The sequence below is a fragment of the Ferrimonas sediminicola genome (assembly GCF_005116715.1).
GTDB lineage: Bacteria > Pseudomonadota > Gammaproteobacteria > Enterobacterales > Shewanellaceae > Ferrimonas > Ferrimonas sediminicola.
The window spans coordinates 25,463-38,190 of the sequence record NZ_SWCI01000015.1; the positions used below are offsets into that span (position 1 = coordinate 25,463).

A 12,728-nucleotide genomic window follows, 5' to 3' on the forward strand; every position below is an offset into this window, starting at 1 on the left:
GATTAGAGGAACTCTTCGCCACCGGCGCCACCCAGCATGATCTCGCCGGCATCGGCCAGGCGTCTGGCCACCGCCAGCACCTCCTTCTGAGCCGCCTCCACTTCGGAGACTCGAACCGGTCCCATCGCTTCCAGGTCGTCGCGAACCAGTTCCGCCTGGCGCTTGGACATGTTGCCGAGGATCTTCTCCTTGAGCTGATCGTCGGCCCCCTTGAGGGCGCGGATCAGCACCTCCTGCTGCAGGTCGCGCAGGACCACCTGCATCGCCCGGTCGTCCATGTCCGCCAGGTTCTCGAACACGAACATCAGGTCCTGAATCTGCTGCCCCAGCTCCTCGTCGGAGTCGCGGATCGATTCCATCAGCTGGCCTTCGATGCCGGTATCCAGGTAGTTCATAATGTTGGCGGCCGCCTTCAGGCCACCCATCTTGGCGGCCTGGGCCCCGGCCTGGCCGGCAAACTGCTTCTCCATGATGTCGTTCAGTTCCTGCAGGGCCGCCGGTTGCACCTCCTCCAGGTTGGCGATACGCAGCATCAGGTCCAGCCGCACCCGTTCGGTGAACTGACTCATGATCTGGGCGGCCTGATCCGGCTCCAGGTAGGAGAGGACGATGGTCTGGATCTGCGGGTGCTCGTTCTGGATGATGTTGGCCACCTGGCGCGCATCCATCCACTTGAGGGAGTCGAGGCCGGTGGCCCCGTGGCCCATGACAATCTGATCGATCAGGTTGCCCGCCTTGTCCTCGCCCAGGGCCTGAGTCAGGGCCTTGCGGACAAACTCCTGGCTGTTGAGGCCGATGGAGGAGAACTTCTTGATCTGCTCCAGGAACAACCGGTGTACCGCGGTCACCTTGTCCTGGCTGAAGTTGTTGATCCCCGCCATCACCATGCCCACCTTCTGTACATGCTTGGGCTCCAGGTTCTTCAGGATCTGGGCGGCGTCGGACTCCGACAGGCTGAGCAGCAGGATGGCGGTTCGCTCGATCCCGGTCAGGTTGTTGACATCAAAGTCACCGCCGGCGGCCACCTGGCCCCCTGTGGTCTGTGGCAGATCAGGCATCTTCTTCCAACCAATGTTTAACTACCTGGGTCGACAGCTCCGGCTCATTGGCCACCAGGGCACGGATGGCCCGCAGCATGTCATCGTCTTTGTGGAGATCCGGCAACAGGATGGACCCATCCTCGGCGTAGCTGTAGTCCCCTTCGGTCTGGGCCAGTACCCCCAGGGTGTCGGTGGCGTACTGATCCTCGATCTCCGCCAACTCATCGCCAGGCTCCAGGGCCTTGGTCTTATCCCCTTCAGGGTTGAGCAGGCGGTTGATCAGCGGACGCACCACCACCAGCAGCATCACCAGGATGATGAGGAGACCACCGGCCAGTTTCATGCTGCGCCAGAACCAGGGCTGTTCCCACATCGGCAACTCCGGCTCCTCCAGGGAGACGCCCTCGGCGAAGGGGATGGAGATCACCTCCACCAGGTCACCACGCTGATTGTTGAAACCGATGCTGCCCTCGAGCAGGCGCTTCAGGCTGGCCAGCTCCTGGGCGGATCGCGGCTGGGGCCTGGCGGGTTCGCCTTCGGCACCGGGCATCATGGCGTAATCCACCGCCAGCGAGACGGTCACCCGGCTGACCACCCCGACCTGCTGACGCACATGGCTGATGGTGGAGTCCAGTTCATAGTTTCGGGTCGCCTCGGAGCGGTTGCGGCGGTTGCCCTGAATCGAGGTTTCATTGGTGTTGGCCCCGGTCTCCTGAGGGATCGCCGATTCCATGGGGGGCTGGTTGGTCAGGGCACCGGGGATCCCCAGGGAGCCCTGACCGTTCTGGCTGTCGGTGACCACCATCTCGCTGCGCAGCGACGGCAGGTCCGGGTTGAACCGTTTGGAGGTCTCCTCCACGGCGGAGAAGTCCATGGTCACGTCGACCTGGGCGGTGTAGTTGCCCAGGCCCAGCACCGGGATCAGGATGGAGTCGATCTTCTTCAGCAGCGCCTGCTCCTGCTGAGACTCCACCTCGAGCTCGCGGCGGGCGCGGCTGGAGATGGCATCCTGGCTGCCGGAGTTCAGCAGCCGGCCATGCTGGTCGGTAACGGTCACCCGGCTGGGGGAAAGGTTGTGCACCGCCGAGGCCACGATGTCGACGATGGCGTCCACCTCGGTCTGACGCAGCTCGGTATGGCGGGTCAGCCCCACCACCACGGTGGCCGAGGGCTGAGCCTGCTGGCGGGCAAACACATTGGCCTTGGGCAGGGCCAGGATCACCCGGGCACGGTTGACACTGCGCAGCTCCTCGATGGCCCGCGCCAGAGCCTGCTCCTGGGTGTGTTTCAGACGGGCGCTCTCCAGTCGCTGGCTGACACCGAAGCCACTCTCCTGGTTAAGAAAATCCTGCTCGTTGCTGCTCTTGCCCTGGAGGCCGGCCCGGGTCATCTGCAGCCGAATGTCGGCGTACTGATCCTCAGGCACCGAGATCACATTGCCTTGCACCTCATACTGGATCTTCTGCTGATCCAGGAAGTCCAGGGTTTGCACCAGTTCGCCGGTATCCATCTTGCCCAGAGGGCGATAGTCGGGCTCCTGGGCCCAGAGGAAAATAAACACCGCCATCAACAGGAAGACCGTCAATGCCAGGATCAGCGACACCTGGCGAAGGGTGTCGGAGTTGCCCAGAGCCCCCAAAGGACTGGCCCTGTTCTCCTCAACGGCACCGCTGCTCTCACCGCCGATGGCGGGTAGGGGCGCGTCATTACCGCCCAGCGCCAATTGTGTTGACTGATTCGCCTCTGCCACCGCTACACCTTAGGCCCGTTACACGGGCATACTCATGATCTCTTTGTAAGCTTCTACAATCTTGTTGCGCACCTGGATGGTGGCTTCAAACGCCACGCCCGCCTTCTCTTTGGCGATCATGGTGTCGGACAGGGTGACACTGGTGTCCCCCAGCTCCATGCGGGTCGCCAGTTCCGACGCCGTCTGCTGCAACCCGTTTACGTGATTGATGGCGTCCCCCAACAGCGACTCGAAGTCGCCGGCGGGTGCCGCGGTAGGCTTGAGAGCCGTGGGGTCTGCCTCCAGCGACATCTGCTGCATCTCGCTGATAAGCGAATTAGAGCCGATCTCCATTGTGCGCTACTCCTGATTAAACCCAATCTATCTACCCGGCGGGGTGGGAAGTGTGCAGCCTTCAGGCTGGCAATTCAATCCCCATCTCGCGCATCTTAGCCAATTTGTATCTCAAGGTCCTGGGACTGATCCCCAGTTGCTCTGCCACCGCCTTACGGCTGCCGCCGTTCTGCGACAGAGCATCCACAATAATCTGATGTTCCTGTATTTTCAGTTCATCACCCAGGCTGTCACTCCGGGGTTCCTCCACCGTCACCGAGGGCGCGGCCATGGGCAACTCCAGGGTGTCGATAAACAGGTCGTCGGCACCGATGGTATCACCGACGCAGAGGATCAGGGCCCGCTGCACCACGTTTTCCAGCTCGCGGACGTTGCCCGGCCAGCCGTGACCCTCCAGCTTGTCCCGGGCGGCGGCACTGAGCTGGGGCACCGCCCCCCTGCCCCGCTGGTGGCGGGCGATCAGGTGCTCCGCCAGGGGCACGATATCCCCGGGGCGCTGATTCAGCGGCAACCAGTTCAGGGGAAACACATTGAGCCTGTAGAAGAGATCTTCGCGAAAGCCCCCCTGGGCCACCGCCTCTTTCAGATCCCGGTTGGAGGTGGCCAGTACCCGCACATCCAGGCGCAGGGTCTTGCGGCTGCCCAGGCGCTCCACCTCCCGCTCCTGCAGTACCCGCAGCAACTTGGACTGAAGCCCGAGGTCCATTTCGGTGATCTCGTCCAGCAGGATGGTGCCCCCCTGGGCCTGCTCAAACTTGCCGGCGCAAGCGGAAACCGCGCCGGTAAAGGCCCCCTTCTCATAGCCGAACAGGGTGGCTTCCAGCATGTTCTCCGGGATGGCGGCACAGTTGATGGCGACGAAGGGTGCCTCGGCGCGGCCGGAACATTGATGCAGGTAGCGGGCCAACACCTCCTTGCCGGAGCCGCTGGGGCCGGTGATCATCACCGAAGCGTCGGACTGGGCCACCCGCTCCGCCAGGGCCAGCAGCCTCAGGCTGGCGGGATCGGCCACCACCGGCTGAGGCACCTCGGCGGCCGGAGCCAGCAGGTAGCGCTCCACCTGATGCAGCAGCACCTCGGGGGCGAAGGGTTTGGCCAGGTAATCGTTGGCTCCGCAGCGCATCGCCTCGACGGCGGCATCGATGGTGCCGTAGGCGGTCATGAGCAGCACGGGAATATTCAGATCCTTGGTCCGAATCGCCTTGAGCAGGGCCAGGCCGTCCATGCCGGCCATCTGAATGTCGGAGATCACCATGGCGGGCTTGTGCTGGCCCAGCTGGATCAGGGCCTCGGCGCCATCACTGGCCTCCAGGCAGCGGTATCCCCCCAGTAGCAGGGTATCCACCAAGGCTTCTCTGAGTCCCAGGTCATCTTCAACAACCAAGATGGTGGGCTTACTCATGCGGTCATTTCCTCTTGCTGTTCGAGTTGGGGAAAGGTCAGGGTGAACTGGCTGCCCTGGCCGGGCAGGGAGGCCAGGCTGACGGTACCGTCATGGGCCCGGCAGATGGAGTGAAGCACCGCCAGCCCCAGTCCCGTGCCGTTGGCCTTGGTGGTGTAGAAAGGGGTCATCGCCTGGCGCTGCTGATCTGGGGTCATCCCCCGGCCGTTGTCCGCCACCTGGATCACCACCCTGCCCTTGAGCTCCTCGGTGCTGATGCGCACGGCGGTCGCCTCCGCCTCCAGGGCGTTGTTCACCAGGTTTTGCAGAGCCCCCTGCAGGGCGTTGGCGTTGGCCTGGATGCAGGCATCGACGCCGAACACCAGGCTGAGTTCGGCGCGACGCTGCGACAGCACCGCTTCGCAGCTTCCCTTGAGGTCCTCCAGCAGGTTGGACACCCGCACCGGTTCACTCTTCTGGGTGTGACCGCCACGGGCGAACAGCAGCAGATCATTCACCCGCTGCTCCAATTCACCCAGCCTGGCCATCAGCTTCTGCTGGAAGCGACTGCGGCCGGCGTCATCCAGCCGGGGGCTGGAGAGGTTGGCGCCATAGAGCAGGGCGGCGGACAGCGGGGTGCGAATCTGGTGGGCCAGCGAGGCGGCCATCTTCCCCAGGGCCGACAGCCGCTGCATGTGGGACACATTCTGCTGCAGGGCCCGGGTTTCGGTGAGGTCGGTCAGCATCAGCAGCTGACCGGACTCCGGGGTCAGAGAGCGGGTGGTCAGGCTGATGCGGCGGCCATTTTTCAGGGAGACCTCATGACCGTCGTCCGCCTGGGGGGCGAACACCGAGTCAATGATTTGACGCCAGGGGCGCCCCTCAAGCTCCTCGCCAAGCAACTCCACGGCGGCGGGGTTCGCCTGCTCGACTACGCCCATATCATCCAGCAGCAGGACACCGGCGGGCAGACACTGCATCAGATGGTGCAAACGGCTCTGTGCCTGGTTGTCGGTGGTGCCGGTGGAGTGTGGGCTGGTTTGGCTCAACGCCATGTAGTCGTCCTGTCAAAAAATCGTAAATGGTCATGCAACGCACTGAAGTTTGCAGATTCCATGCCAAATCTTGGAGGGTAGGTTGGGCTCAGGATACAAAAAAAGGCTTCCCGATCGAGACCGGAAAGCCTTTTTCTGTGATCTGGCTTCAGGACTTGCCCAGTCCGTACTTGCGCATCTTCTCAACCAGGGTGGTGCGGCGCATCCCCAGCATCTCGGCGGCCTTGGCCACCACATTGTTCTGCTGTTCCAGGGCCTGGCGAATCATCTCCACCTCCAGTTCCGCCAGCATATCCTTGAGGTTGACGCCATCTTCAGGCAGTTCGGAGGAGAAGCGCTGCTCCGGCAGCTCCACCGGTTCCTCCCCGGAGAACAGGGCCGCCAGCGCGTCGCGCTCCTGCAGCTCCTCCGGGTACTCCGGGGAGAACTGGGGCACATCCACATGGCGATACTTCATCGGCAGGTCATTCACGTCCACCAGCCCGTTGGGATAGAGGATCACCATCCGCTCCACCAGGTTGGAGAGCTCCCGAACGTTGCCGGACCAGGGGTGGGCGGTCAGGGACTCCACGGCACGCATGGTGAAGCGCACCGCCCCCTTGCCCTCGCCCTCGAGACGGCTGACCAGCTCCTGCAGCAGCAGCGGGATATCCTCCTTGCGCTCGGACAGGGAGGGCATCTCGATGGGGAACACATTGAGACGATAAAACAGGTCCTCACGGAAGCGGCCCTTGTCGATCATCTGTTCCAGATTCTGGTGGGTGGCGGCCACGATGCGCACGTCCGCCTGCAGAGGCTTGGTGCCACCGACCCGCTCAAAGGTCTTCTCCTGCAGGACCCGCAATAGCTTGACCTGCATGTGGGCGGGCATGTCGCCGATCTCATCCAGGAACAGGGTGCCGCCCTCGGCCATCTCGAACCGGCCCTTGCGGGTGCCGATAGCGCCGGTGAACGCCCCCTTCTCGTGGCCGAACAGCTCACTCTCCAGCAATTCGGCGGGAATGGCGCCGCAGTTGACCGGGATGAAGGGGCCATTGCGGCGCTTGGAGAGATAGTGCACGTTACGGGCCACCACCTCCTTGCCGGTGCCGGACTGGCCGGTGACCAGGACGGTCGCCTCGGTCTCGGCCACCTGAGCCATCAGGTGACGGACTTCGGCAATGGCTTCGCTGCGCCCGACCAGGCTGCGAAACAGCTTGGTCTGATTGGGGCTGGTCGGCGCCACCTCATGCCGGGTGCGGTTGTACACCTGGCAATAGTGCAGCATCTCTGTCAGCTGGGCATAGCTGAACGGCAGGGCAATCTCACCGACCAGGTTGGCCAGTTCCTGGGGACGGGCGTCCAGGGAGAGGAAGGGCTGGTGGGGAAAATCCCGCAGCGCCTGGATGGCGGTTTCTCTATCCCGGTCACTGTTGTGACCGAAGATCACACTTCGATAACGTTCGGCGTCCGAAAGCCGCTTGGGGAGATCCCCCATCTCAACGGATTCAACGGTTTCACCCAGGAAGTTAAGCAAAAAGTTTAGTTGGTGGAGCCTGTCGGCGTTCCAATCCACTAATAATATGCTTTGTTCTGTCTGCATTACTTATCTTCCGACCACAGCTGCATCGTGGAAAATTAAAACAACCTGCTGTTTAACAACAGTCTTTGTATGAGCTCCCCGAGGCCATAGCACCACAGTCGGCCAACACAGGGAGTCCGGTTATTGTAATGAGAACCTTGGCTTTAGCAAGCAACCCATCCCCTTGACCACTAATAAGCGGACAAAGATCAGGGTTGCTTAACTGTGATCAGGCGGGGTGCTTAAGATTGTGATGTTCGGCCGGGATCGCATCCCAGCCCTCTTTTACGGTTTTGAGCAGGTCGATCACCTCGTCGATGATGGTGCTGTCGGCAGCGGCATTGGCCTCGGCGATGCGACGCAGCAAGTAGTCATAAAGGGATGCCAGGTTGCCGGCGATCTCGCCGCCCTTGTCATGATCCAGGGAGGCCTTGAGATGGGTGATGATCTCCATGGTGCGCCCCAGCAGCTCACCCTTCTTGGCAACCTGGTTGGAGTCGATGGCCATCTTGGCCTGCAGCAACTTGTCGATGCTGCCGCCGAGCAGCAACTGCACCACCTTGTGGGGTGAGGCTTCCGCCTTCTGACTTTCGACGTTCACCTGGCGATAGGCTTTCAGGGATCCACGCATGTTACTTTCCTAATTCCACATTCTGATAGACAGAGACTTGCTGACGCCCTTTGCGGTATCCGCCGAGGGCGTCCCGTTGTTTGTCGAGTTGCGCCTTGCCCTGTCTGGCAAGGGCCCGTGAGATGTCCAGTTGCCGCTTGAGCCACTCCCGATCCTGAGCCAGCTCGGTGTCCAGCAGCGCCCCCAGGCAGACTCGGCGCTCCTCGATACGCTGGTTCAGCTGCGGCAGCAGCTCGTCCCGGCCCTCCACGTCCGCCCCGGCAATCTGCTCAAGCAGCGACGAGATGGACTGGGTGATCGCATCCAGTTGCCGCTGACTCATGAGGTTTTCCTGGTAAATCCGGGCAGGGCGTCAAATCTGGAGGCCAGATCCGCGCTCTGGGAGTTCAACGAGGCGACCGCCATGTCCATGGCATTGAACTGAGCATAGAGGCGGTTCTCATAGGCCAGCATCCGGGCATTGAGATCGTCACGATCCTTCTCGATACGTTTGAGCTGCCGGTCCATGGAGTCCTCACGGCCATCGATCAGCCCCCCGGTGCCCGCGTAGGTATCGACGGCCTCATCGAAGCGCGCCGCCAGACCGGTACCCTCGGTGGCAAAGAGATCGGTCAAGCCACCAATATCGTTGCCAACCGCCTCTTTCAGCTTGTCCTTATCGATCTCCATCTTGCCGTAACGATCGGTGGAGATGCCAAACATGGAGAGGGACTTCTGACCATCACGGGTGTCAAACAGGCTGCCAACGATACCGCGCATCTGATTTTGAATTCCCCTGGGCAGTGAATCCCCCTGCAGGGTCGAGGACTTTTCGGTTTCGGCATTGTAGGCGGTGAGATCCGCCAGGGTGGTCATCATCTCGTTGTAGGCGTCGACGAAGGACTCGATGTTGTCGATGATCTTGTCGTCGTCATTGGCAATGGTCACCCGGGTGGTTTCACCCAGGTCCGCCTTGGTCAGATCCAGGGTGACCCCGTCGATGGCGCCGTCGACGCTGTTGCTGGACGAGGTAACCCTGAGTCCGTCAATATGGATGATGGCGTCCTTGGCCGGCTGCAGCTCGGTGGTGGAGGCAAAGATCCCCGTCAGGGCCGCGTCACCGGTGGCGGCAACGCCTATGGTGTTTTCGGTACCGCTCTCCTCGGAGCTGAGGATGAGACGACTGCCGGTGTCATCGGTGACTATGGTGGCATTGACCCCGACGTTATTTTCATCCTCGTTGATCTTCTTCATGATGTCCTGCAGAGAGTCCTCCGCATCGACCGTCACGCTGAAGCTGTTGCCGTTCACCGTCAGGTCCAGGCTGCCGGCGCCGATGGCCGCCTGGGGATCCGCCACCACACCGGTGCCCAGTTTCTGGCTTTCCGCCAGCTGTTCCACCTGGATGTTGTAGCTGCCAGCCACCGCCTCCGAGGTCGCGCTGGCACTGAGGTAATCCTTCTGGCTCAGCGTCACGCTGCGCGGGGCGAAGGTGGTGGCATCACTCAGGGCTTTCAGTGTGTCCTGGAAGGCGGTCAGGGAGCTCTTGATGCTGCCGAATGCCGAGATCTGCCCCTGAATGGTGGCTTCCCGGGAGTCCAGCACCGCCTGTTTCGGCACCTTCTCGGCGTCCACCAGCACCTTTACGATGTTGTTGATATCCAGGCCTGAACCCAGGCCCACAGCTGTTAAGCCCATGCTTTCACCTCTGCCAAACTTCAGTTAGGAAGCGGGATCAGATCTTGTCCTTCATCAGAAGCCCGCTGGCTTCGGACATGCGGGCGGCAAGTTCCAGCACCTCCTCGGAGGGAATTTGCCGGATCACGTCGCCACTGCTCACCTCGATCACCTTGACCACGCTGCGGTTAGTCTCCTCATCGATATGGAAACGGATATCCTTATCGATGGAATCAAAAAACTCGTTCATACCCCGCGTGGCCTCGGCCACACGCTCGCCCAGCGCCTCCTTGCCGGACTCCCTGTCTGCCTCGCCAGCCTGGGCGGCGGCAGTGACCGCATCGGCCGCCACCACTTCGCTCTGGGCGGCTTTGGCCGCCTGCCGTTCGCCGGCAAGCTCAGGTTTTACCGAGGAAGTAGCAACTGTTGTGCCAACAGTACTGATGATGGTGCTATCCATGGTCCCAGTTTCCTCTTCAGATAGCCTTTGGATTAACGGCCGAAACCGTCCCTAGATTCACGCTTCCCGTCAAGGGATTGACGCCCCACGGGAAGGTTCTCCCGCTGTCCCTATGGTTATCGGCCTGGATAGCACAAGCTTTAATCTTTTTTGTTCGCCAGAGTCGGCAGATAAAAAAAGCCCGGCAGTGCCGGGCTTCTTTCTGGGGTCGCTTGCTGTTACAGCAGGGACAGGGCTGCGGAGGGCAGCTGGTTGGCCTGGGCCAGCATCGCGGAGGAGGACTGTGACAGCACCTGCTGCTTGGACAGCTCGGCGGTCTCCTTGGCAAAATCCACGTCCTGGATACGGCTGCGAGAGTCGGTCACGTTGGTCTGGATGTTGCCCAGGTTGTTGATGGTGTGGCTCAGACGGTTCTGAGTCGCACCCAGGTTGGCACGCTGATCGTCGATCTGGGTGATGGCCTGGTCGATAACGCTTACCGCGGCCTGCGCACCACCTGTGGTGGAGATGTCGATCTTGGACATGTCGTAGCTGCCATCGGCACCGACGGTAACCGCGCCAACGGCGTTAGTCGCATCAGTGGCGGTGAAGGCCAGAGTTGCTGGCGCACCAGCACCGGCGTTGGCCACGGAGCCGGTCAGTTCAACGTCGCCGGCATCGTTCACCTGAGCCGCGATACCCACATCACCCAGCTGGTCGTTGATGGACTTTGCCAGGCTGCCGGCATCGGTCACGTTGCTCAGATCCATGGTGTAGGTGGTGGCGGTACCGGCGCCGCCACCGTCGGCGTCATAAGCCAGGGTGAAGGCGGTTACGGTGCCATCGGTGTATTCGGCGATATCAGCAGCGGCAATGGCACCGCCGGACACGGAGGCGCGCTCGGCCAGGGCATCGGCGGAGATGTCTTCCAGGGTGATGCCGATGGTTTCATTGGCGTTGGCACCAATCTGGAAGGACTGGGTACCGTAGGAACCGTCCAGCAGAGACTGACCACCGAATTTGGTGGTTTCGGCGATACGGGTCAGCTCGGACTGAAGCTCGACCACCTCCTTCTGCATGGAGGCACGGTCTTCGGCGGAGTTGGAGCCGTTGGCGGACTGCAGGGACAGGTCGCGCATACGCTGCAGGATGTTGGTGGACTCCTGCATGGCGCCTTCGGCGGTCTGGGCGATGGAGATACCGTCGTTGGCGTTACGCATGGCCACATCCAGGCCGTTGATCTGGCTGGTCATACGGTTGGAGATCTGCAGGCCGGCGGCATCGTCCTTGGCGGAGTTGATGCGCATGCCGGAAGCCAGACGCTCCATAGAGGTCTGAGTGGCATTGGTTGCCTTGTTCAGGTTGCTCTGAGCCTGCATGGAAGTGACGTTGGTGTTTACACTTAAGGCCATGATGTCTTCCTCAATTAACTCGGGCGTTATTGCCTAGTTGTCGCGCCGAGTCGTGTGGCGCGTCCTGGTTTCAATAAGGGTATCGGCGGGAGATTTCAGTCCTTTAGCCTTTTTTACCGATTTTTAAAAAAATCCAAAATAAGTAATAAAGCACCACATTTCAACAACTTAACCATGGCGCAGTAAAAAACCACTGCCCCTGGGCAAAATCGCCGATGATTTTGTGATCCAGGTAACAGTGGCTTTTTTAGGTAAAATCAGATGAAGTCGAACAACGAGGTGCTGTTGACGGTACCAAAGGTCTTGGTCAGGGCGTTCATCGCCAGGGTCTGGCGCTCATACTCGGAGATGGCGGCGGCGTAATCGAGATCCTCCAGGTTGGATTTCACCCCCTCCGACACCAGCTTCATGTCGGAGTGCTGCTTCTCGAAGGTGTCCAGGGCCTTCATGCGGTTGCCCACCTCGGCACGAATCCCAGTGGCATGGTTGAACACCTCGGTAAGATCCCCCAACAGCTGGGCGTACTCCGCCTGGGCATTGGGCCCCTCCAGCCCCTGCTCCGACTCCAGCATCTCGATGGCCCGATTGGCAATGCTGAACACGTCCCGGCTTGGTTGCTCACCAATGGCGAGGGAGTCGCCAATCTGGGGCTCGCCGCTAAAGGAGACCTCGATGCCGTCGAAGGCCAGGGGCTGAGAAGGGTCGAAGGCGGTGGGGCCGGTCACCAGGGTGCCGCCGTTGTCGTACACCTCGTAGGCGACATTACCGGCCCCATCGTCGACGAAGTCGAACCGGTAACCCGGCGCCTGAGCCACGGCCGGGTTGACGATCTCGGCACTGTCCATGAAGAACGACCCGCTCATGGTCGCGCCCGCGTAGTCGGCCTGGTAGTCGCCGGCGGCAATGGGCACGTTGAAGAACACCTCATCCCCGGGGTCGTTGACCGGAAGAGTCACACCGTCACCGACGCTGGCGGTGCGCTGACCGGAGTTGCCGGCATAGGTGATCACTCCGCCGGCATCGACAAAGGGCTGGGTGTCACTGGCGGTGCCGGCAAACAGGTAGTTACCGGACTCATCCTGGCTGTTGGCCAGGGAGACCAGGGCATCCAGATTGCTTTTCAGCTCACTGGCGTACACCTTGCGGCTGTCCCAGGAGAGGGAGCCATCGTTGCCCTCCAGCAACACGTCCTTCATGCTCATCACCATGGTCTCGTAGGAGGCCAGGTAGGGCTCCTCCTGGGACAGGCGGTTGTTTGCCAGGTTGATGTTGGCCTCGTACTGGGCCAGCACCGCAGACTGCTGCTTCAGGTTCTCGATGGCGATGTTGGCCACGGGATCGTCGGCGGCGGTGCTGATCTCCTTACCGCTGGAGAGCTTCTGCAGCGTCTTGTTGGTCTGCGACTGCAGGTTGGTCAGGTTGTTGGTGTTCAGGTTATAAAACTGAAAGGTGGAAACGCGCATTCCCGCC

The 12,728-nt window shown here is 61.3% G+C and carries 12 protein-coding genes; all 12 read right to left on the bottom strand.

Annotated features, from left to right (window positions below):
* Positions 1-2 precede the first annotated feature (2 nt).
* The 12 genes from fliG to flgL all read right to left on the bottom strand — a co-directional run bounded on the left by fliG (position 3) and on the right by flgL (position 12,721).
* On the bottom strand, positions 3-1,058 hold the full coding sequence (fliG, locus tag FCL40_RS16190; RefSeq protein ID WP_136854345.1) for a flagellar motor switch protein FliG: 1,056 nt from the start codon (positions 1,056-1,058) through the stop codon (positions 3-5).
* The gene (gene fliF / locus FCL40_RS16195; protein ID WP_136854346.1) at positions 1,051-2,790 is read right to left on the bottom strand and encodes a flagellar basal-body MS-ring/collar protein FliF; all 1,740 of its coding nucleotides are present in this window, start codon (positions 2,788-2,790) and stop codon (positions 1,051-1,053) included. The genes fliG and fliF overlap by 8 nt, the downstream gene beginning before the upstream one ends.
* Positions 2,791-2,808: 18 nt before the next feature.
* Complete coding sequence (gene fliE, locus FCL40_RS16200; protein WP_136854347.1) at positions 2,809-3,123, bottom strand: flagellar hook-basal body complex protein FliE; 315 nt, start codon at positions 3,121-3,123, stop codon at positions 2,809-2,811.
* 61 nt (positions 3,124-3,184) lie between these two features.
* Complete coding sequence (locus FCL40_RS16205) at positions 3,185-4,525, bottom strand: sigma-54-dependent transcriptional regulator (RefSeq protein WP_136854348.1); 1,341 nt, start codon at positions 4,523-4,525, stop codon at positions 3,185-3,187.
* Positions 4,522-5,559 (bottom strand): sensor histidine kinase, encoded by a 1,038-nt coding sequence (locus FCL40_RS16210; RefSeq protein WP_136854349.1) that lies wholly within the window; start codon positions 5,557-5,559, stop codon positions 4,522-4,524. The genes FCL40_RS16205 and FCL40_RS16210 overlap by 4 nt, the downstream gene beginning before the upstream one ends.
* 148 nt (positions 5,560-5,707) lie before the next feature.
* On the bottom strand, positions 5,708-7,141 hold the full coding sequence (locus tag FCL40_RS16215; protein WP_136854350.1) for a sigma-54 dependent transcriptional regulator: 1,434 nt from the start codon (positions 7,139-7,141) through the stop codon (positions 5,708-5,710).
* 208 nt (positions 7,142-7,349) lie between these two features.
* The gene (gene fliS, locus FCL40_RS16220; protein ID WP_136854351.1) at positions 7,350-7,751 is read right to left on the bottom strand and encodes a flagellar export chaperone FliS; all 402 of its coding nucleotides are present in this window, start codon (positions 7,749-7,751) and stop codon (positions 7,350-7,352) included.
* Position 7,752: 1 nt separating this feature from the next.
* Positions 7,753-8,073 carry a polysaccharide deacetylase family protein gene (locus FCL40_RS16225; RefSeq protein ID WP_136854352.1) on the bottom strand — a complete coding sequence of 107 codons (321 nt, stop codon included), beginning with the start codon at positions 8,071-8,073 and terminating at the stop codon, positions 7,753-7,755.
* Entirely contained in the window at positions 8,070-9,428 is a 1,359-nt protein-coding gene (gene fliD, locus FCL40_RS16230) for a flagellar filament capping protein FliD (RefSeq protein ID WP_136854353.1), read from the bottom strand. Before fliD ends, FCL40_RS16225 begins: the two co-directional genes overlap by 4 nt.
* A gap of 37 nt (positions 9,429-9,465) precedes the next feature.
* Positions 9,466-9,867: a flagellar protein FlaG gene (locus FCL40_RS16235; protein ID WP_136854354.1), complete on the bottom strand. Its 402-nt coding sequence runs from the start codon at positions 9,865-9,867 to the stop codon at positions 9,466-9,468.
* 218 nt (positions 9,868-10,085) lie between these two features.
* Complete coding sequence (locus tag FCL40_RS16240; RefSeq protein ID WP_136854355.1) at positions 10,086-11,258, bottom strand: flagellin; 1,173 nt, start codon at positions 11,256-11,258, stop codon at positions 10,086-10,088.
* A gap of 257 nt (positions 11,259-11,515) precedes the next feature.
* Positions 11,516-12,721, bottom strand: a complete 1,206-nt coding sequence (gene flgL / locus FCL40_RS16245; RefSeq protein ID WP_136854356.1) for a flagellar hook-associated protein FlgL — start codon at positions 12,719-12,721, stop codon at positions 11,516-11,518.
* Positions 12,722-12,728 lie beyond the last annotated feature (7 nt).

Coding starts and splice junctions, on each gene's coding strand:
- FCL40_RS16205 (WP_136854348.1), bottom strand. CDS start 4,525: ATGAGTAAGCCCACCATCTTGGTTGTTGAAGATGACCTGGGACTCAGA.
- fliD (WP_136854353.1), bottom strand. CDS start 9,428: ATGGGCTTAACAGCTGTGGGCCTGGGTTCAGGCCTGGATATCAACAAC.
- FCL40_RS16210 (WP_136854349.1), bottom strand. CDS start 5,559: ATGGCGTTGAGCCAAACCAGCCCACACTCCACCGGCACCACCGACAAC.
- fliS (WP_136854351.1), bottom strand. CDS start 7,751: ATGCGTGGATCCCTGAAAGCCTATCGCCAGGTGAACGTCGAAAGTCAG.
- flgL (WP_136854356.1), bottom strand. CDS start 12,721: ATGCGCGTTTCCACCTTTCAGTTTTATAACCTGAACACCAACAACCTG.
- FCL40_RS16225 (WP_136854352.1), bottom strand. CDS start 8,073: ATGAGTCAGCGGCAACTGGATGCGATCACCCAGTCCATCTCGTCGCTG.
- FCL40_RS16235 (WP_136854354.1), bottom strand. CDS start 9,867: ATGGATAGCACCATCATCAGTACTGTTGGCACAACAGTTGCTACTTCC.
- FCL40_RS16240 (WP_136854355.1), bottom strand. CDS start 11,258: ATGGCCTTAAGTGTAAACACCAACGTCACTTCCATGCAGGCTCAGAGC.
- fliG (WP_136854345.1), bottom strand. CDS start 1,058: ATGCCTGATCTGCCACAGACCACAGGGGGCCAGGTGGCCGCCGGCGGT.
- FCL40_RS16215 (WP_136854350.1), bottom strand. CDS start 7,141: ATGCAGACAGAACAAAGCATATTATTAGTGGATTGGAACGCCGACAGG.
- fliE (WP_136854347.1), bottom strand. CDS start 3,123: ATGGAGATCGGCTCTAATTCGCTTATCAGCGAGATGCAGCAGATGTCG.